This is a genomic window from Streptomyces sp. NBC_00775 (genome assembly GCF_036347135.1).
Taxonomy (GTDB): Bacteria; Actinomycetota; Actinomycetes; order Streptomycetales; family Streptomycetaceae; genus Streptomyces; species Streptomyces lutosisoli.
The window spans coordinates 6,653,089-6,672,898 of sequence record NZ_CP108938.1 but is presented as its reverse complement, the minus strand read 5'-3'; the positions used below and the strand labels follow the sequence as shown (position 1 = coordinate 6,672,898).

17 protein-coding genes are annotated in these 19,810 nt (G+C 69.8%); 2 read left to right on the top strand and 15 right to left on the bottom strand.

The features are described 5' to 3' along the window. The 6 genes from OIC96_RS29655 to OIC96_RS29630 form a co-directional block, all read right to left on the bottom strand. A complete protein-coding gene (locus tag OIC96_RS29655; RefSeq protein ID WP_330304923.1) occupies positions 1 to 846 on the bottom strand; it encodes a carbohydrate ABC transporter permease in 846 nt (281 codons plus the stop codon). Then, positions 843 to 1,832: a carbohydrate ABC transporter permease gene (locus tag OIC96_RS29650; RefSeq protein WP_406501688.1), complete on the bottom strand. Its 990-nt coding sequence runs from the start codon at positions 1,830 to 1,832 to the stop codon at positions 843 to 845. Before OIC96_RS29650 ends, OIC96_RS29655 begins: the two co-directional genes overlap by 4 nt. A 296-nt stretch (positions 1,833 to 2,128) precedes the next feature. After that, positions 2,129 to 3,436, bottom strand: a complete 1,308-nt coding sequence (locus OIC96_RS29645; protein WP_330304925.1) for an extracellular solute-binding protein — start codon at positions 3,434 to 3,436, stop codon at positions 2,129 to 2,131. A gap of 144 nt (positions 3,437 to 3,580) precedes the next feature. Further along, positions 3,581 to 4,660, bottom strand: coding sequence for a hypothetical protein (locus tag OIC96_RS29640; protein WP_330304926.1), 1,080 nt, complete (start codon positions 4,658 to 4,660; stop codon positions 3,581 to 3,583). A 105-nt stretch (positions 4,661 to 4,765) separates the two neighbouring features. Next, positions 4,766 to 5,068 (bottom strand): DUF3039 domain-containing protein, encoded by a 303-nt coding sequence (locus OIC96_RS29635; protein ID WP_327429095.1) that lies wholly within the window; start codon positions 5,066 to 5,068, stop codon positions 4,766 to 4,768. Between the two features lie 111 nt (positions 5,069 to 5,179). Next, positions 5,180 to 5,752 (bottom strand): YqgE/AlgH family protein, encoded by a 573-nt coding sequence (locus OIC96_RS29630; RefSeq protein WP_330304927.1) that lies wholly within the window; start codon positions 5,750 to 5,752, stop codon positions 5,180 to 5,182. A 282-nt stretch (positions 5,753 to 6,034) separates the two neighbouring features. Between OIC96_RS29630 and murA the strand changes: the two genes are divergently transcribed. Beyond that, positions 6,035 to 7,375: a UDP-N-acetylglucosamine 1-carboxyvinyltransferase gene (gene murA, locus OIC96_RS29625; protein ID WP_330304928.1), complete on the top strand. Its 1,341-nt coding sequence runs from the start codon at positions 6,035 to 6,037 to the stop codon at positions 7,373 to 7,375. Positions 7,376 to 7,497: 122 nt separating this feature from the next. Here murA and OIC96_RS29620 read toward each other — a convergent pair whose 3' ends face one another. The 6 genes from OIC96_RS29620 to OIC96_RS29595 all read right to left on the bottom strand — a co-directional run bounded on the left by OIC96_RS29620 (position 7,498) and on the right by OIC96_RS29595 (position 14,781). Continuing rightward, positions 7,498 to 7,779 carry an HU family DNA-binding protein gene (locus OIC96_RS29620; RefSeq protein WP_007382399.1) on the bottom strand — a complete coding sequence of 94 codons (282 nt, stop codon included), beginning with the start codon at positions 7,777 to 7,779 and terminating at the stop codon, positions 7,498 to 7,500. 472 nt (positions 7,780 to 8,251) lie between these two features. After that, complete coding sequence (locus OIC96_RS29615) at positions 8,252 to 9,676, bottom strand: NAD-dependent malic enzyme (RefSeq protein WP_330304929.1); 1,425 nt, start codon at positions 9,674 to 9,676, stop codon at positions 8,252 to 8,254. Positions 9,677 to 10,094: 418 nt separating this feature from the next. Continuing rightward, positions 10,095 to 12,536 carry a HelD family protein gene (locus OIC96_RS29610; protein WP_330304930.1) on the bottom strand — a complete coding sequence of 814 codons (2,442 nt, stop codon included), beginning with the start codon at positions 12,534 to 12,536 and terminating at the stop codon, positions 10,095 to 10,097. Between the two features lie 82 nt (positions 12,537 to 12,618). Beyond that, positions 12,619 to 13,401 carry a zf-HC2 domain-containing protein gene (locus OIC96_RS29605; protein ID WP_330304931.1) on the bottom strand — a complete coding sequence of 261 codons (783 nt, stop codon included), beginning with the start codon at positions 13,399 to 13,401 and terminating at the stop codon, positions 12,619 to 12,621. Positions 13,402 to 13,439: 38 nt separating this feature from the next. Further along, positions 13,440 to 13,970 carry a sigma-70 family RNA polymerase sigma factor gene (locus OIC96_RS29600; protein ID WP_037619265.1) on the bottom strand — a complete coding sequence of 177 codons (531 nt, stop codon included), beginning with the start codon at positions 13,968 to 13,970 and terminating at the stop codon, positions 13,440 to 13,442. A 226-nt stretch (positions 13,971 to 14,196) separates the two neighbouring features. Next, the gene (locus tag OIC96_RS29595; RefSeq protein ID WP_330304932.1) at positions 14,197 to 14,781 is read right to left on the bottom strand and encodes a CGNR zinc finger domain-containing protein; all 585 of its coding nucleotides are present in this window, start codon (positions 14,779 to 14,781) and stop codon (positions 14,197 to 14,199) included. 163 nt (positions 14,782 to 14,944) lie between these two features. Here OIC96_RS29595 and OIC96_RS29590 point away from each other — a divergent pair, with 163 nt between their 5' ends. After that, positions 14,945 to 15,502: an anthrone oxygenase family protein gene (locus OIC96_RS29590; protein WP_330304933.1), complete on the top strand. Its 558-nt coding sequence runs from the start codon at positions 14,945 to 14,947 to the stop codon at positions 15,500 to 15,502. On the opposite strand, the gene OIC96_RS29585 is transcribed toward OIC96_RS29590, so the two are convergent. The 3 genes from OIC96_RS29585 to OIC96_RS29575 all read right to left on the bottom strand — a co-directional run bounded on the left by OIC96_RS29585 (position 15,451) and on the right by OIC96_RS29575 (position 19,352). Further along, positions 15,451 to 16,602 (bottom strand): uroporphyrinogen-III synthase, encoded by a 1,152-nt coding sequence (locus OIC96_RS29585; RefSeq protein WP_330304934.1) that lies wholly within the window; start codon positions 16,600 to 16,602, stop codon positions 15,451 to 15,453. The two genes, OIC96_RS29590 and OIC96_RS29585, sit on opposite strands and share 52 nt — an antisense overlap. Positions 16,603 to 16,786: 184 nt before the next feature. Continuing rightward, positions 16,787 to 18,169 (bottom strand): nitrate/nitrite transporter, encoded by a 1,383-nt coding sequence (locus OIC96_RS29580; RefSeq protein ID WP_330304935.1) that lies wholly within the window; start codon positions 18,167 to 18,169, stop codon positions 16,787 to 16,789. A gap of 154 nt (positions 18,170 to 18,323) precedes the next feature. Next, complete coding sequence (locus OIC96_RS29575) at positions 18,324 to 19,352, bottom strand: hypothetical protein (protein ID WP_330304936.1); 1,029 nt, start codon at positions 19,350 to 19,352, stop codon at positions 18,324 to 18,326. Positions 19,353 to 19,810 lie beyond the last annotated feature (458 nt).

Sequence of the window (19,810 nt, the reverse complement as noted above, 5' to 3'; positions counted from 1 at the left end):
TCAGTCCTTTACCGCTCCGCCGAGGCCGGAGACCAGTCGTCGCTGTACGAGTACGAAGAAGATCAGCACCGGAATCGTCATCACTGTGGAGGCCGCCATCACGCCGCCCCAGTCCGGCTCGTCCGGCTTGTAGAAGACGAGGAGGGCCATCGGCAGGGTGGACTGCGAGGTGTCGCTGATGATGAAGGACTTGGCGAACAGGAAGTCGTTCCAGGCCGAGATGAAGGAAAAGACGCTCGTGGCCACAAGTCCCGGGAAGACGAGGGGGAAAAGGATCTGCCACAGGAATCGCGCCCGGCTCGCCCCGTCGATGTACGCGGCCTCCTCCAGCGCGTCCGGTACGGCCTTCACAAAACCCCGCAGCATCCAGATCGCGAAGGGCAGCGAGAAGGCGATGTGCGGCAGGATCAGCGAGCCCAGCGTGTTCAGTTGGCCCATGTCCCGCATGAGGAAGAAGAGGGGGATCGTCAGGGCCTCGACGGGCACCATCTGCGCGACCAGGAACATGATCAGCAGGGTGGTCCGGAATCGGAAGCGGAATCGTGTCACCGCGGTCGCCGCGAGAAACGCGATGAGTGCGGAGGCGACGACCACGGAGCACGCGACCACAAGGCTGTTGAGGAAGTACCGGCCGAATTCCTGCTGCCCGAAGACGCGCCGGAAGGAATCGAGGGAGGGCGAAAGCGTCCAGGGCCGTGGCTCGGTCGACTCGACCTCTCCGGCCGGTTTGAAGGCGCTGAGCACCATCCAGTAGAGGGGGAAGGCGACCACGGCCGCGATCAGCAGCGCGGACACCTCGGCGGCGAGCCGCCACGGGCGCCGTACAAGACCCCTGACGAGGTTCATAGTTCCTCCCCCTGCCTGCGCAGCAGCCGCAGATAGACCAGCGTGACCGCGAGCAGGATCACCAGCATCACCACGCCGATCGCCGAGCCGAGGCTGTACTGCGAGGCGGCGAACGCCTTCTGGTACGCGTACACGTTCAGCACGAGGTTCTGTCCGGCGATGCCGCCGCCGTTGGTCATCACGTAGATCTGCGTGAAGACCTTGAAGTCCCAGATGACCGACTGGATGGTGACGACCACCAGGATCGGCTGGAGCAGCGGCGCGAGCACCGAGCGCCAGATCCGCCACTGCGAGGCACCGTCCAGGGCGGCCGCCTCCAGCACCTCGGCCGGTACGGCACGGATCCCGGCGTACACCGTCACCATCACGAACGGGAAGGAGCACCACACCACTTCGAGCAGCACGAGGGCGAAGGCGCTGTAATGCCCGTACGTCCATGAGTGGTCGCCGATCCCGAGGACCCGGTTGACGGGGCCGAAGTCGGGGTCGAAGAGGAACAGCCAGACCGTGGAGCCGGTGACGGCCGGGGTGGCCCACGCCCCGAGCGCGGCCAGCATCAGCGCCAGCCGGGGCACGGCCCGCACGCGCGTGAGGAGCACCGCCAGCGCGCAGCCGGCCGCCAGCGTGGACACCACACAGGCCGCCGCGAACACCAGCGTCGCGAGGAGCACCTGCCAGAACTGGTCGTCGGCGAACAGCGTCCGGTAGTTGCCGAACCCCTCGAAGGTGGTCGGTTCGCCACCGCTGACCTGGGCCTGGGTGTACCGCAGGAACGAGATCAGGCCGAGCTGATAGATGGGGTAGAGGAGCAGAGCACCGAGGACGACGAGGGCGGGGGCGAGATAGAGCCAGGGGGTCCAGCCACCGCGCCCAAGCCGGGAACCCCCGGACACACCCCCGCCGCCACGCCACCCGGACGCCGACTTCCGTACGGATGCGCCGGGGCCGGGTGAGGCTGGGCGGTCCGCCGCAGCCTCGCCGGGCAAGGCCGCGTGGTCCGCCGCACAACTGCCGTGACCGCCGCTGCCTTCGCCGCTGCCACTGCCGTAGCTGCTGCCGTCGTCGGCGGGGCCGCGGCCAGGCCCCGCCCCGGATCCGGCGCCGGCTCCTCTCCCGGCGCCCGGGCCCGCACCCTCAGCGGGCCCAGCTCCACCGCCTCCTCCGGAGCTCGCACCACCAACAGGCCCAAGCCCAACCCCGGCACCAGCACCCGCACCCTCCGCGGTGCCGGTTATGTCCTCGGGCGGTGCCCCCGTCGGGGCAAGAGGGTTCTCCATCGGCTTCACCCGGCGGAGCTGAACGCGTCGTTCATCTTCTTCGCCGCGTCCTTCGAGGCCGCCGCCACGTCCTTCTTGCCGCTGACGATCTCCTGGAACATCGTCGGCAGGACGAGCGAGGCGTCGATCTGTGCCCAGGCGGGTGACGCCGGTACGAACTTGGCGCCCGCGGCGAGGGTCTTCACGAAGGGGGCGACGAACGGCTCCTTGGCGGCGACCTCTTCCCGTACGTCGGTGTAGGTCGGCAGGAAGCCCATCGCGTCGAACAGTTCGCCCTGGGTCTTCTTCGACGCGAGCTGCTCCATCAGGTCGATGGCGAGCGTGCGGTGCGAGGTGCTCTTCAGTACGCCGATGTTGTTGCCGCCGGCGAACGCCGGAGCGACCGAGCCCGACGTCAGCCCGGGCAACGGCACGACCGCGTACTTGCCCTTGACCTTGCCTGCCTCGATCGCCGCGTGGCTGAAGTCGCCGCCGATGGCCATGCCCGCCTTGCCCGAGGCGAAGGCGGTCACCGTGTCGTTGCCGCCCATGCCCGCGCACTTGGCGGCCGGACAGTTGGTGTCGCCGAAGAGCGAGGTGTAGGCCTTGATGCCCTTCTGGGCGTCCGCGCTGTCGATGGTCGAGGCATAGGAACCGCCCTTACCCTCGGCGAGTTCACCGCCCTGGGACCAGATGAACGGCATCGCGCCGTACGTGTATGCGCCGCCGACCGCGAGACCGTACAGGTCGGGTCTGGCCGCGTGGATCTTCCGGGCCGCCTCGGCCAACTCGGCCTGGGTCTTGGGGACTTCGAGGCCGAGTTCCTTGAGGACGTCCGTGCGGTAGTACAGCGCGCGTACTCCGACGAAGTACGGGGCGCCGTAGATCTTCCCGTCCACCGTCACCGACTGCCTGGCCGTCGGGTCGGTGTCCTTGGACTCGGACCAGTCGGTGAACTCCTTGGTGATGTCGGCGAGTCCGCCGTCCTTGACGTATCCGGCCGTGTCCGTGTTGCCGTACTCGATGACGTCCGGGGCGCTCTTGGGGTCGTTGAAGGCGGCCTTGATGCGCTGGGCGCGGGTCTCCACGGGGATGTACTCGATGGTGACCTTGGTGTCCTTGTGGGCCTTCTTGAAGGTGGCGACGGCCGCGTCGACGACCTTCTGCTTCGGCGCGTTGTTGACCTCCTGGAAGAGCCAGACCCGCAGGGTGCCGGTCTTCTCGTCCTTGCCGGAGGAGGAGTTGTCGGAGGTCTGGGGGGCGCAGGCGGTGACGGTGAGCCCTGCGACGACAAGGGCGGCTATGGGGGCGACCGTTCGAACAGAGAGCTTCATCGAGCATCCTCCGATGGGGGGCGCGTTGCAACATGCGCAATGGCGGTTTCGCTCTGCACAACACACCGGAGGCTATGAGTGCATGAACATGCCCACAAGAGGTCTCAACCACTCTGTGACCACGGGACGCACTCCGTGCAACGGTTAGCGCTCGACGGCCCTGTCGCCGGGCTCGTCCTCCGGACCCGCCATGTCCGACATGAACAGAGCGGAGAGGATCGCGAGCAAGAACCAGACAACGGTCCAGGTGTGCAGCACCCGCCAGGTCTCCCGAGGTGCGTCACCGAACGTCAGCAGCAGGACGCCCCCACCCAGCACACCCGCGGCGACGAGATGGACCCGCACCACGAGACCGGGGACGAACACCTCGCGCAGGAACCGCTCCCCGTACCAGAGGCGCACCGTGCGCCGGGCGAGCACCGCCACCGCACAGCCGCCGATGAGCACGGCCGGCACGACGAACGACACGGAAAGCGGGTCCCCGGAGCGCCCGGGTTCGGCCAGCAGTCCGCAGCCGAAGGCCGCCGCGAAGCTCCAGGGGACGACAAGCAGCCCCGCCCTCTTGCGCGCCGCCAGGCCCCCGGCGCCGTACCGCTCCTCGTTGGCGGCCCGTATCTCGGCGATCCGCTCGCGCCAGGTGAGGCCGGCCCGGGACGGAAGGCTGACGATCAGCAGCACCACCGCGAGGGGCGCCGCACGCAGCACCTCAAGGACGCCCTCGACGCCCTCCGGCAAGTCACGCACCAGCAGCAATGCCCCTGCGACCACCACCGGTACGTACCCCAGGACCAGCCACAGGCTAGGCCGGCCGGGCATCCGCATCGCCTTCCGGCCTCCCAGTTCCCTGGCGCGCTTCACCGCCTGCCGGAACTCACGGCCGCCGCCCGTCTTTCTGCGCACGGCGACGGCCAGCGCCCGGTGCGCCGCCGCCTCCTCCGGAGCCAGCCGAACCGCGGCCCGGGCAGCGGCGAGTGACTCGTCCCAGCGCCGCAGCCCATGGGCCGCGTCGGCCAGGGCCAGCTGCCCCCGCCAGCCGTCGGGCGTGAGCGCGACCGCGCGCCGGGCCAGCGGCAAAGCAGCCTCCGGGTCTCGCAGTTCGACGAGCACCGAGGCCGCGAGGCCCAGTTCCTCCGAGCTGCGCGGCTCCGCCCGCTCCACCAGCGCCCGGCTCTCGCGGAACTTCCGCGCATCCGCCAGCTCCCGCGCCCGCAGCAACGATTCCATGCCCACGCCCACCCCCAGGTACGACAAGACCGCGGCGCCCCTCACCAGGGGCGCCGCGGCCATGCTCGGTCTACGCGGCGTACTGCGCCGGGGGACCCGGTGGCGTTACTTCTTGCCGCCGTCGCCGCCCTTGCCCTTGTCGCCACCGGCGCCCATGGACTCGTAGATCTCCTTGCACATGGGGCACACGGGGTACTTCTTCGGGTCGCGGCCGGGGACCCACACCTTGCCGCAGAGGGCCACGACGGGCGTGCCGTCGAGGGCGCTCGCCATGATCTTGTCCTTCTGGACGTAGTGGGCGAAGCGCTCGTGGTCCCCGTCGCCGTGCGACACCTGCGGTGTCGGCTCTACGAGGGTCCCCGTCCCCGTGCCTCGCTGGGGCTGGGTCTCAGGCTCAAGAGTGCTCATAACGCCAAGGGTACTGGGGCTCACACCCTTCAGTTGAGGGAAGGTCGCCCAGTAATCGTCCGGCCGTCGCACTCATTAGTTGAGCGACGGATCGTCCGGCCGTCGCACTCATTAGTTGAGCGACGGATCGTCCGGATACGTCGCCACCATCGCCAGCTCGCTGCGCTGGCGGCGCAGGACCTCGCGCCAGAGCCGTTCGGGGGACGGGGAGGAGACGTCTCCGGGTTCGGATTCGACGACGTACCAGGCACCCTCGACGAGTTCGTCCTCCAGCTGGCCGGGGCCCCAGCCCGCGTATCCCGCGAAGATGCGCAGGGAGCCGAGAGCCGCGGCGAGGAGTTCGGGCGGGGCCTCCAGGTCGACGAGGCCGATCGCGCCGTGCACGCGGCGCCAGCCGAGGGGTGTGCTTTCGCCGGACGCGCCGCCCGGGATGACCGCGACGCCCAGCGCCGAGTCCAGCGACACCGGGCCGCCCTGGAAGACGACACCGGGCTCGACGGCCAGGTCCGCCCAGGCCTCCAGGATGTCGCCGACGTCGACCGGGGTCGGCCGGTTGAGGACGACACCGAGCGAGCCCTCCTCGTCGTGGTCGAGGAGCAGCACCACCGCCCGGTCGAAGTTGGGGTCCGCCAGGGCGGGCGTGGCCACGAGCAGTCGCCCTGTGAGCGAGGACACCTCGGTCATGCCAGACATGATCCCGCATCTTCCCCAGGTAGGGGGAGCCAATACCCGTACCCGGGTGAATGCAGCTCAGGGCTCACAGAAGCGACCCCCGCGCACGCCGGTGCCGGTGACCCCGTGTGCCCGATTCGGAACGGTTCGTGTTGTGGCAAAGCTATGACGCAGCTGAGTGACCCTTGGGCTTACTGAGGGGGGGTAGGCGGCCATTACCCTTGCTGTTCGGTTCCTGTAACAAGGGACCTGCCGTCGAATCACACCTGCCCAACTCATCGGAACGCGAGATACATGACCGTCAATGACGATGTCCTGCTTGTCCACGGCGGAACCCCGCTTGAGGGCGAGATCCGTGTCCGCGGTGCGAAGAATCTCGTACCCAAGGCCATGGTCGCCGCCCTGCTGGGCAGTGAACCGAGCCGGCTGCGCAATGTCCCCGACATCCGCGATGTGCGTGTCGTCCGCGGGCTGCTGCAGCTGCACGGTGTGACGGTACGTCCGGGTGAGGAACCGGGCGAGTTGGTGCTGGATCCGTCGCACGTCGAGAGCGCGAACGTCGCCGACATCGATGCCCACGCGGGTTCGTCGCGCATCCCGATTCTTTTCTGTGGCCCGCTGTTGCACCGTCTGGGGCACGCGTTCATCCCCGGCCTGGGCGGCTGTGACATCGGCGGCCGGCCGATCGACTTCCACTTCGAGGTGCTGCGGCAGTTCGGCGCGAAGATCGAGAAGCGGGCGGACGGCCAGTACCTGGAGGCCCCGCAGCGGCTGCGCGGCACGAAGATCCAGCTGCCGTACCCGTCCGTCGGCGCGACCGAGCAGGTGCTGCTGACGGCCGTTCTGGCGGAAGGCACCACCGAGCTGTCCAACGCGGCCGTGGAGCCCGAGATCGAGGACCTCATCTGCGTACTGCAGAAGATGGGCGCGATCATCGCCATGGACACCGACCGGACGATCCGCATCACGGGTGTCGACACGCTCGGCGGCTACACCCACGCGGCCCTCCCGGACCGCCTGGAGGCCGCCTCGTGGGCTTCCGCGGCGCTGGCGACCGAAGGCAACATCTACGTCCGCGGCGCCCAGCAGCGCTCGATGATGACGTTCCTGAACACCTACCGCAAGGTGGGCGGGGCGTTCGCGATCGACGACGAGGGCATCCGCTTCTGGCACCCGGGCAGCCAGCTCAAGTCGATCGCCCTGGAGACGGACGTCCACCCGGGCTTCCAGACGGACTGGCAGCAGCCGCTGGTGGTGGCCCTCACCCAGGCCACCGGCCTGTCCATCATCCACGAGACGGTGTACGAGTCCCGTCTCGGCTTCACCTCCGCGCTCAACCAGATGGGCGCGCACATCCAGCTCTACCGCGAGTGCCTCGGCGGCTCCAACTGCCGCTTCGGCCAGCGCAACTTCCTGCACTCGGCCGTCGTTTCGGGCCCGACGAAGCTCCAGGGCGCCGACCTGGTCATCCCCGACCTCCGCGGCGGCTTCTCGTACCTGATCGCCGCCCTCGCGGCCCAGGGCACCTCCCGGGTCCACGGCATCGACCTCATCAACCGCGGCTACGAGAACTTCATGGAGAAGCTCGTCGAGCTGGGCGCGAAGGTCGAACTGCCGGGCAAGGCGCTCGGGTAACAGCAGTCGTACGTACGACGATGGGGCGGCCCCCGGTGAAAGGGGGCCGCCCCATTGGCGTTACTGCCGGCGTTGCTTCGCCTCGCACGCGTCCCGTGGCGTACAGGAACGTACAGGAGGACTTACTTGCCCTTGGCGGCTTCCTTGAGCTTCGAGCCCGCGGAGACCTTCACGCTGTAGCCGGCCGGGATCTGGATCGGGTCGCCGGTCTGCGGGTTGCGCGCGGTGCGAGCGGCACGGTGGGTGCGCTCGAAGGTCAGGAAGCCGGGGATGGTGACCTTCTCGTCGCCCTTGGCGACGATCTCGCCGACGGTCTCGGCGAACGCGGCCAGAACGGCGTCGGCGTCCTTGCGGGTCACCTCGGCGCGGTCGGCCAGCGCGGCCACCAGCTCACTGCGGTTCATGTTGTTACTCCCGTGTTCTTCTTGCTGTTGAGGCGTGCCACGCGGCGGAGCCGCATATTGGGCACAGCGAAGACGATGCTGCCAGGGTCCTCGGTCGGTCCCCGGACCCGGGTCCGTCACCAGACCCTCGCGCCCGAAGACGCATCCTGCCCCCACCTGCGGCGGGAAAGCCAATCCGGCACCCCTGGGAGTCACACGAACACCCTTGGGAGTCACACGAAGAGGCCTGCAAGGCCTGAGCCTGGCCGCCACCCTAGAGGGCGGCCACAGCCCGGGCGTCCCACGACGCGCCGTGCCCGGGCAGCCGTGGCAATCGTCACAGCCCACGCTCAAGCCTTCAGCGCGGGCCCCATCCTCCAGCGCCGATCGGCACCACCCAGCCCGTCCGGCCTTTGAGGACGAGGCCGTTCAGGCCGATCAGCGGGGTCTGGGGGCGGCAGCCCCCAGCGAGCCCCACACCAACGCCGGGCGCCTACTCGGCAGAGGCCGACGCCCCAGCCGCCCGAGCCGCAGAGCGCACGGCTCCGGCGACCGCTCCCGCGACCTTGTCGTTGAAGACGCTGGGGATGATGTAGTTCGGGTTGAGCTCGTCCTCGGTCACCACGTCCGCCAGGGCGGCCGCGGCGGCCAGCATCATCTCCGTGTTGACCGTGCGGGACTGGGCGTCCAGGAGGCCGCGGAAGACGCCCGGGAAGACCAGGACGTTGTTGATCTGGTTGGGGAAGTCGGAGCGGCCCGTGGCGACAACTGCCGCCGTCTGGCGGGCGATTGCCGGGTCGACCTCGGGGTCGGGGTTCGCGAGCGCGAACACGATGGCGTTCTCGGCCATGGCGGCCACGTCGTCGCCGTCGATGACGTTCGGGGCGGAGACGCCGATGAAGACGTCCGCGCCGCGCACGGCTTCCTTCAACGTGCCCGTGAGGCCCTCGGGGTTGGTGTTGTCGGCGATCCAGCGCAGCGGCGTGCCGGCGGCGGCGTCCACCAGGTCCGTGCGGTCCGCGTGCACGACACCGTGGATGTCGGCGACGACCGCGTTCTTGACGCCCGCGGCGATGAGCAGCTTGAGGATGGCCGTACCGGCCGCGCCCGCACCGGACATGACGACACGGATGTCGCCGATCGCCTTGCCCGCCACACGCAGGGCGTTCGTGAGGGCGGCGAGCACGACGATCGCGGTGCCGTGCTGGTCGTCGTGGAAGACGGGGATGTCGAGGGCCTCGCGCAGCCGGGCCTCGATCTCGAAGCAGCGGGGGGCGGAGATGTCCTCCAGGTTGATGCCCGCGAAGCCGGGGGCGATGGCCTTGACGATCTCGACGATCGCGTCGGTGTCCTGGGTGTCCAGGCAGATCGGCCAGGCGTCGATACCGGCGAAGCGCTTGAAGAGGGCCGCCTTGCCCTCCATGACCGGCAGAGCGGCCATCGGCCCGATGTTGCCCAGGCCCAGCACCGCGGATCCGTCCGTCACAACCGCAACGGAGTTGCGCTTGATGGTGAGGCGGCGGGCGTCCTCGGGGTTCTCGGCGATCGCCATGCACACGCGGGCCACGCCCGGGGTGTAGATCATGGAGAGGTCGTCACGGTTGCGGATCGGGTGCTTGGACTGCATCTCGATCTTGCCGCCGAGGTGCATGAGGAACGTACGGTCCGAGACCTTGCCGAGGGTGACGCCCTCGATGCCGCGGAGCTGCTCGACGATCTCGTCGGCGTGCGCCGTGGAGGTCGCCGCGATCGTGACGTCGATCCGGAGCTTCTCGTGGCCGGAGGCGGTCACGTCGAGGCCGGTCACCGAGCCTCCGTGGGACTCGACGGCCCCGGTGAGCTGGGAGACCGCGGTTCCGCTCGCGGGCACCTCCAGCCGGACCGTCATCGAGTAGGAGACGCTGGGCGCCGTTGCCATGGCCGACTTCCTCTGCTTTCACCGTGTCGCTGGTATGCCGTCCGATCGTCGCACCTACCGTCGAGTACGCGGTAGCCGCCCCGGATTGCGAACGTTTTGTTCGCAGCTAAGGACGAGACTTTCGGAAAACAACTTCCACCATACGAGAAACGATCAGGCAACGAAAGAGGCCCACGTCACGGGGTGACGTGGGCCTCTTCTGCGTCCTCATCTTCAAGGACAACGTTCAATGACACCGACCCGCCATGCTCGCCTCGCGGCAAGTGGTCGCTCGTAGCGACGAAGGTTGGGCCCGGGGGCTTGGATCGGGCCGGTGTCACGTCAACGGTAACAAACGATCCCCGCAAGGCAATTCCCGCCCCGAGAGTTCTTTTGCGAGAGGTGAGCCGGACGGGTGGGCGGGAGACCGGGTCGCGCATCAGTCCCGGAGCAGATCTGGCACCCCGTTCGCATCGGGTTCGTCACGGTCGCTGGAGATGACGGTCAGCTGCTGAGTGGCCCGGGTGAGGGCGACGTACAGCACACGCAGCCCCGCGGGCGACTCGTCGGCGATCTCGGCGGGCGAGACGACGACCGTGGCGTCGTATTCCAGCCCCTTCGCCTCCAGGCTGCCGAGCGCCACCACACGGTCACCGAGCCCGTCGAGCCAGCGGGCGGCCTCCTCGCGCCGGTTCATGGCGACGACGACGCCCACGGTGCCGTCCACGCGGTCGAGCAGGTGGGCCGCCTCGGCGCGCACGGTCTGCGCGAGGGAGTCCCGTACGACAGCGAAGCGGGGCTCGACACCCGTGGACCGTACGGCCGACGGGGACGTCGAGCCCGGCATGGCGAGCGCGAGGACCTTGGCGGCCAGCTCGGCGATCTCCGCGGGGTTGCGGTAGTTGACGGTGAGGGTGAAGCGGCGCCGGGGACGGGTCCCCAGGGCCTCGTCGCGGGCCTCGGCGGCCTCGTCCGGGTCGGACCACGAGGACTGCGCCGGGTCGCCCACGACCGTCCACGTGGCGTGCCGGCCGCGCCGCCCGACCATGCGCCACTGCATCGGCGTGAGGTCCTGCGCCTCGTCGACGATGACGTGCGCGTACTCGGTCCGCTCCTGCGCCAGCCGCTCGGCGCGCTCCCACTGCGTCTCCTCGCGGGTGGGCATGAGCTCTTCGAGGCCGGTGAGCTGGTCCAGCGGGTCCAGCTCGCGCCGCTTCCTGGGCCGGGCGGGGGTGCCGAGGATGGCGTTCAGCTCGTCGAGCATCGCCACGTCGTGCACGGAGAGCCCGTCCCGCTTGAGCGAGCGCGCCACCCGCCGGACCTCGCCAGGGTTGAGGATCCGCCGCGCCCAGCGCCCGAGCCGCCGCTCGTCCGCCATGGCGGCCAGCACGCCCCGCGGGGTCAGCTCCGGCCACCAGGCGTCCAGGAACGTGATGAAGCTGTCCTCCGACGTGATGTCCTCGTCGAACGACGACCGCAGCTCGGCGGCCAGCTCCGGGTCCGAGTGCCGCGTCCCGGCGCCCGACTGCGCCCACAGCGCGTCGAGCAGCAGCTTGCGGGCGCGCGGCCGCAGCAGGTTGACGGGTGCGGTCCCGCTCAGCGCGTTGCGTCGGATCCGGTCCAGCTCCGCGGCCTCCAGTTCGAGACGGCGCCCGAACGCGACGACACGGAGCCGGGTGGGCACCGCCGCCGGGCCCTGCGGCTCGGCGTCGTCACCGAAGGCGAGCTGCCCGGCGTCGCCGCCCGAGCCGCGCTGCCCGGCGCCGCCGTTCCGCGCGGAGCGCGAGGACCGGGGGTTCGGCGCCGGTTCGAGGATGCCGCGGGCCGCGTGCCGCAGCACCTTCAGCATCCGGTACGAGCCCTTGGCGCGGGCCACGGCCGGAGCGTCGTACAGGGTGGCCTCCGCGCCGTCGACGAGCGAGCCGATGGCGCGGATGGCGACCTGGCCCTCCTCGCCGAGGGAGGGGAGGACGCCCTCGGTGTAGGCGACGAGGAGCGGGGTCGGGGAGACGATCAGGATGCCGCCCGAGTAGCGCCGGCGGTCCTGGTAGAGGAGGTACGCGGCCCGGTGCAGGGCCACCGCCGTCTTGCCCGTGCCCGGGCCGCCCTCGACGTACGCCACCGAGGCGGCGGGGGCGCGGATCACCAGGTCCTGCTCGGCCTGGATGGACGACACGATGTCGCGCATGGTGTGGCTGCGGGCCTGGCCGAGCGCGGCCATCAGCGCGCCGTCGCCGATCACGGGGAGTTCGCGGCCGTCGAGGGTGGCCTTCAGCTCCGGGCGCATCAGGTCGTCCTCGACGCCGAGGACCTTGCGGCCCTTGGAGCGGATGACCCGACGGCGTACGACACGGCCGGGGTCGACCGGCGTCGAGCGGTAGAAGGGGGCCGCGGCGGGCGCCCTCCAGTCGATCACCAGCGGGGCGTAGTCCGTGTCGAGGACGCCGATCCTGCCGATGTGGAGCGTCTCCGCGATCTCCGCGGTGTTGTCCTCGCGGACGGCACCCTCAGCCGGTTCGACCGCCGTGTAGGCGCCGTCCGGACCCTTCTTGCCGTCCTTCCCGAGGAGCAGGTCGATACGGCCGAAGAGGAAGTCCTCGAACTCGTTGTTGAGGCGGTTGAGGTGAATTCCCGCGCGGAACACCTGGGCGTCCCGCTCCGCGAGCGCCCCCGGAGTACCGACCTGACCGCGCTTGGCGGCGTCGTTCATCAGGAACTCCGCCTCGTGGATCTTCTCCTCGAGGCGCCGGTACACCCGGTCCAGATGTTCCTGTTCGACGCTGATCTCCCGGTCCCGTACGGAGTCGTCCTTGACGGAGTCGACCGTTACGGATCCATGGACCGAGCCGAGCGCGGTTTCCTGCTGAGCCTGAGCGGCCACCGGGCCCCCTTCTGACGTGCTGGGCAGCCGTCAACCGTACGCGAAGGGGGCTCCGTAATCTACGCGCGCGCTCCGGGTTCGCTCACGCGTTCACCTCCACGAGCCGCTTCCCGTCGAACGTCATGACCTCGAAGTGGTCGATCTGGTTGGGCGAGAAGGCCGCGCCGCCGTGTACGTAGAGCGGGGATTTCGCCTCTTCGGTCTTGGCGTTCGCAATGCCGTAACCCCACTTCGGGACGGCCCAGGAGGTCACCGTCTCGCGCTCGCCGTTCTTGCCGACGGCGATCAGGGAGCACTTGAGCGGGCCCTTGACGTTCTTGAGCTGGAGGACGGCGTGGGTGCCCCAGTCCTTCTTCTCCACGGCGACGACGGCGTTGACCTTGGTGCTCGGGTCGGTGGCCGACTTCTTGTCCGTCATGACGTCGAAGGCCGCCTTGGCCGGGCTGGTGGCCATCGCCACGGGCGGCGACGTACTGCTGTCGCTGCCACCGTTGACCGCCATCACCGTCAGCGGTCCGCCGATGATCAGCGCGGCCGCGGCCGCCACCAGGTACATCCCGCGCCGGCGCTTGACGGCGCGCCGCTCCGACACCTCGTCGACGAGCCGCTCCGCGAGCCGTGGGCTCGGGCGTGCGGCCAGCGACTCGCCGATGGCCGGCGTGCCCTGCGCGGCGGGCAGATCCGCGAGCGCGGCGAGCATCGGCTCCATCCCGGCGAGCTCGTCGAGCTGCTGGGCGCACCATTCGCAGGTCGCCAGATGCGCCTCGAAAGCGGTTGCTTCGGCGTCGTCGAGAATCCCGAGGGCGTAGGCGCCGACGGTCTCGTGGATGTCTCCGGGGTTTTGCTGTCCCCGTGGACCCTGCATGGCTCCTGGACCACCCGTTCCGTAACCCCCGTACGTGTTCATGCCGTCACCCCCCGCTCCTCCAGCGCCAGCTTCATCGAACGCAGGGCGTAGAACACCCGTGAGCGCACGGTGCCGCTGGGTATGCCGAGCGTCTCGGCCGCCTCATTGACCGTACGCCCTTTAAAGTATGTTTCGACCAGGACTTCCCTGTGAGCAGGGGTCAGGTCGTCCAGCGCGTCCGACAGTGTCATCAGCCACAACGCCTTATCGATCTCGTCCTCCGCGGGGATGACCTCCAGCGGTGACGGATCCACCTCCTGCGGCCGGGCCTGCCGGCTGCGGTGGCCGTCGATGACGATGCGCCGGGCGACCGTCACCAGCCAGGGTCGTACCGAACCGGTCGCACGATTGAGCTGACCGGCGTTCTTCCAGGCACGGATGAGCGTCTCCTGCACGACATCCTCGGCGCGCTGCCGGTCCCCCGCGACCAGCCGCAGGACGTACGCGAGCAACGGCCCCGCGTGTTCCCTGTACAGGGCACGCATCAGCTCCTCGTCGGGTTCGGTCGACGAGGACTGCTGGGACATGCGATGTCGGGCCCTTGGCCTTCGTTCATCAGCCACGGCGGAATCCTTACGCACGCCTACCTCCGGTGTCCGGGGGTTCCCCCAGTCGGTCGCTCATCCCGGGGTACGTGCCTGGGCGTGCGCGTGTTCAAAGAGCTCACAGATATTTCTTGTTGGAGTTGTGAAGACGGCGCGAAGGCTGTGTATTGATCACCTCGGGTTACTGGAAGATCACATACGGGTGTGGTCAGGCGCGTGCGAGGGCCGCCCGGCGCCGGTGCCGGGCCACTCGCTCCCGGTTGCCGCACACCTCACTGGAACACCATCGTCGGCGACGGCCCCGGGATGTGTCGAGATAGACGATCGGACAGTTGTCCCCCTCGCACTGCCTCAAACTCGCCCGCGCCACCGGATCGGTGAGCAGTTCGAGGGCGTCCCGGGCGACGACGCAGAGCAGTTCGGCGCAGCCGGGCGGGGTGCGCAGCCGGCGATGCAGCGAACCGTCGTCCGCGCGTACGGCCCAGGGGGCGGGCGGGGTGCCCAGCGCGACCGCGTTGACGCGGGCGAGCGCCGCGTCGGCGGGCCGTGCGTCGAGTTCGCCGCGTACCAACTGCGCGATGTGCCCGCGCAGTTCCCGGAAGCCCATGAGCCAGGAGGCGTCCGCGTCGAGGGCCGTGCCCGGGGGCACGAGTCCGGACGCGGCGATCCAGGCGCGCAGCCGGACGGCCGTGTCGAGCCGTTCCTCGGGGTGGGTGGTCGCGGTCAGGTCCAGGCAGATCCGCCCGGAGTCGAACCGCAGCTCGTACGAGGCCGTGGCCATGCCCGATGCCATGTGCCTGTCACCGCCTTGGGGTTACCCGCTGTCGTACTCCCTACAGTGCATGCCCGCACGCGCGGCCGGAAGACTCAGTACCGCTCATCTGCTGGACGCGTGCGTATGCGGCCGCGCGTCTCAGCCATGTCAGCCGTGCCACGGCGTCGGTTGACTGAGGGACATGACAGACAACAGCACGGGGCGGCGTACGACCGCCGGAGGTGTACTGGGCGCGGCCACGGTCGCGATGGGCCTGATCGCCGGGGTCTTCTACATATTCGCCTGCGACGTCATGCCATCGCTGGCCCGCAGCGACGACCGCGTCTTCATCGAGGTCATGCAGAACATCAACGACGTGATCCAGAACCCGGTGTTCTTCCTGAGCTTCATGGGCGCACTGGTCCTGACGGCTCTCTCCGCCTGGCAGTTGCGCGGTTCCGGCGCACTCCGGTGGTGGGTGTACGCCGCCCTCGCCGCGTACGCCCTCGTCTTCCTCTTCACCGTCGCCGTGAACATCCCGCTCAACAACGACCTCGCGAACGCCGGCGACCCGGCGAAGATCGCCGACCCGGCCGCCGTACGCGCGAGGTTCGAGGACACCTGGGTGGCGTGGAACGTCGTACGGGCCCTGCTGTCGACGCTCGCGCTGGCGTGCCTCGCCCGGGCCCTGCTCCTGTACCGACGGTCCTACACGTCCGCGTACTTGGAGTCCGCGGCCGGGTCGAGCGCCAGCCGGTAGCCGCGCTTGACGACGGTCTGGATGAGCTTGGGCGCGCCAAGTGCCGTACGCAGCCTGGCCATCGCCGTCTCGACGGCGTGCTCGTCCCGCCCGGCGCCGGGCAGCGCGCGCAGCAGCTCGGCGCGGGCCACCACCCAGCCGGGCCGCCGCGACAGGGCCCGCAGCAGCGACATCCCGGCAGGCGGTACGGGCCGCAGCGCCCCGTCCACCATCACGGCATGCCCGCGGATCTCCACCCGGTGCCCGGCGATGGGCAACGCCCGCGCCCGCCCCGGCAGTTCCTGACACAGCAGCTGTACGAGGGGGCCGAGCCGGAAGCGTTCGGGCTGGACGGTGTCGATGCCCCGGGCCTGCAACGGCAGCGCGGTGACCGGGCCGACACAGGCGGGCAGTACGTCGTGGTGCAGGGCGGCGAGGAGTTCCGGGAGCAGTCCGCGGTCCTCCGCCCTGGACAGCAGGGAGGCGGCGGCGGGCGCGCTGGTGAAGGTGAGCGCGTCCAGGCCGCGGGTGACGGCCGCGTCCAGCAGCCGGTCGACGGGACCGATGTCCTCCGGCGGCATCCACCGGTACACGGGGACCCCGACGACCTCGGCTCCCGCGGCCCGCAGCGACTCCACGAACCCGGGCAGCGGCTCGCCGTGCAGCTGGATGGCGATACGGCGCCCCTCGACGCCCTCGTCGAGCAGCCGGTCGAGCACCTCGGCCATGGACTCGGAGGACGGCGACCACTCCTCGGTCAGCCCCTGGGCCCGTATGGCGCCCTTGACCTTGGGCCCGCGGGCGAGCAGTTCGACCCCACGCAGCCGGGCGAGCAGTTCCTCGCCGAGCCCCCAGCCGTCGGCGGCCTCGACCCAGCCCCGGAAGCCGATGGCGGTGGTCGCCACCACCACGTCCGGCGCGTGGTCGATCAGTTCCTTGGTGGCGGTGAGCAGTTCGCTGTCGTCGGCGAGCGGCACGATGCGCAGGGCCGGCGCGTGCACGACGGAGGCGCCGCGCCGCTGGAGCAGCGCCCCGAGCTCGTCGGCCCGGCGCGCGGCGGTCACGCCCACGGTGAATCCGGCCAGGGGACCGTTCTGCGCTCGCTGCTGTTCGTCGTACATGGCTCTCGTCTCGCGCTCGTCGAGTCGTCGTGCGGGGGGTGGTGCGGTGCTGCTGTCCCAGATGCTGCTGGTCGGCTGTCCCAGTTGCTGTGGCCCGGCGCTCTTGGGCGCTCGCTCATGGCCGAGCCGAGCCTGTCAACGCACCGTGACAGGCTCGGTTCAGTCATATGTCGCTCGTGTTACGTCACACTTCGGCGTAGCTGAGCTGGGCCTTCGTCTCGGTGGAGGCCGTGGCCGGGGCCTCGGCGGCGGCCGGGCGGCGAAGGTATACGGCCCAGGTGACCACGAAGCAGGCCGCATAGAAGGCGAGGAAGGTGACGAACGCGCCGGTGCCGGAGCCGGAGCTGAGGAACGACTGCCGGAAGGCGAGGTTGATACCCACGCCGCCGAGCGCGCCCACCGCGCCGATGAGCCCCATGGAGGCACCGGAGAGCCGGCGCCCGTACGAGGCCGCTTCCTCGCCGCTCAGCCCCTTGGCGACGGCCTTCGCCTGGAAGATCCCGGGGATCATCTTGTACGTCGATCCATTGCCGAGCCCGCTGAGCACGAAGAGCACCACGAACACGCTGACGAACAGCGGCAGCGACTTCTGCATGCTGGCTTCGACCAGGACACCGGTCGCCGCGGCCATGGCGACGAAGTTCCAGAGCGTGATCCTGGCGCCGCCGTACCGGTCGGCGAGCCAGCCGCCGACGGGCCGGATCAGCGAGCCGAGCAGCGGGCCGATGAAGGTGAGGTAGGCGGACTGCAGCGGCGTACGCCCGAACTGCACCTGAAGGACCTGCCCGAAGGCGAAGGCGTAGCCGATGAAGGAGCCGAACGTCCCGATGTAGAGGAAGGACATGATCCAGGTGTGCGCGTCCTTCGCCGCGTCCTTGGCGGCACCGGTGTCGTTCTTCACGGAGGAGATGTTGTCCATGAAGAGGGCGGCGAGCACGGCGGCCACCAGGATGAGCGGGATGTAGATCCCGAGCAGCACCCGCGGCCCGCCGCTCGCCCCGATGATGGCGAGCGCCACGAGCTGGATGACGGGTACGCCGATGTTGCCGCCGCCCGCGTTGAGGCCAAGCGCCCAGCCCTTCTTCTTGAGCGGGAAGAAGGCGTTGATGTTGGTCATGGAGGAGGCGAAGTTGCCACCGCCGATGCCGGCCAGCAGACCGACGACCAGGAAGGTGTTGAACGAGGTGCCCGGCTCCATCACCACGAACGCGGCGACGCTCGGCACGAGCAGCAGGGCCGCCGACACGATGGTCCAGTTCCGGCCGCCGAAGATCGCGACAGCGAAGGTGTAGGGCACCCGCACGACCGCTCCGACGAGCGTCACCATGGACGTGAGCAGGAACTTGTCGGCCGGGGTGAGCCCGTACTCGGGCCCCATGAACAGGACCATCACCGACCACATGGTCCAGATCGAGAACCCGATGTGCTCGGAGAGTACGGAGAAGAGCAGATTCCGCCGGGCGACCTTCTCCCCCTTCTCCTGCCAGAAGGCCTCGTCCTCGGGATCCCACTCCTCGATCCAACGGCCTCCCCTGCTTGGTGCGGGGGCTGTACTAGGGGCTGTCATGACGCCTCCACGGGGCTCCGGTGCGGTGCGCGTGTCTTTCCTGGGGATGACAACCGAAGGTAGGGAGGACGCGTTTCGGCCCTGTGGCTGTGGGTGACCGGAAGGGAACGTTGCTCTCACTCGGCGGCGGGGGCGACGGTGAGGGCGCGGCGGCTCACTGCTGCGGGGGCTGCCCGGTGGGGGGCTGGGGCTGACCGCCGTAGGGGTGGGGCTGCGGGGGTACGGCGCCGGGCGGGGCGGTGTAGGGGCCGGGGGTCTGCTGCCCCGGGGTCTGCTGACCCGGGGTCTGCTGCCCGGGAACCTGCTGGCCGGGGTACGGCGTGCCGGGCTGCTGCTGACCGTACGGGCCGGGGGCCTGCGGAGTGTAAGGACCGGGCGCCTGCGGAGCGTAAGGACCGGGGACCTGCTGACCGTACGGAGCGGGGGTCTGCGGGGTGTAAGGACCGGGGGCCTGCTGACCGTACGGAGCGGGGGCCTGCGCCGCGTAAGGACCGGGGACCTGCTGACCATACGGGCCGGGGGTCTGCGGAGCGTATGGACCGGGGTTCTGCGGAGCGTACGACGTGTAGGGGCCCGCCGCCTGCGCCGCGTAAGCCGTCGGCGGCAGATACCGCACCCGCCCGCCCTCCTCCGTCAGGGGCGCGAACCCGGCGGCCTGCAAGCGGGCCGCGAACTTGGCGTTGCGCTTGCGGGTGACGACGAAGCCGATGCCGAGGACGGCCATCAGCACCGCCCACACGATGCCCGCCACAGTGAAGGCGATGGTATCCCCGCCGGTCCGGACCGCGAGGATCACGCACGCGACGGTGAAGCCGACCGCCCCGTATCCCATCCGCTTCTCGGCGTTCTTGCCGGTCAGGTCGAAGTTGATGCGGGCCTTGAGCAGCTCCAGCGCGTCGGGGACGACGGGCGGCAACGACTCTCCGTCGCCGGCCTTCGGATACTGCGCCCAGTTCTGCGCGGCCCGCGTCTGCGCCTGCGGACTGGGGTCGGGCACGATGAGCATCGTGAGCGCGTTGTTGCGCCCGCTGCCCTGCCGTACGTCCGCGTACTCGTACCCGAACTGCTGGGCGATGAAGGCGAGTCGGGCCAGTTTCTTCACCGAGGCCATGGGGCTCGTCAGCTGGACCGCCTCCCCCGCGGCCATCAACTGGAACATCTTCCGGATCTGCCGCTTACTCATGCAGCCCCCAACTCCCCACCGGGCCAACCGGACCCACCGGACCCACCCGTTCACTTACGCAACGGAACCAGCCTTTCACGCGCCCTCGCCTCCGCAGAACGGAAGGGCAACCTGGTTTACCGGGCCTTGACCCAGCCTTGACGGGAACGGCGGGACCAAGCCAATTCCCTGCGGGGGACGAGGCGTTGGACGAGACCACCATCACCCCTCCGGTTCACAGCAAACGCACAGATCCCGGGCGCATCCACTCTCCCGCCCCGCCTCTCGGACGGCCTCGCGTCCCCGCCGTCGCGATCCGGCCACGCCCCGCAGCGCTCTTGCCCGGCGCTCCGCCCGCATGCCTATGGTGATCGCCGTGCCGGGCGGCCCTGACCAGGCCTCCAGGACGCGCTGACCAACACCTGGGGGAACCATGTTCACGGGGGATCGCGCCTCACGCACCGCACACGTCACGTGTG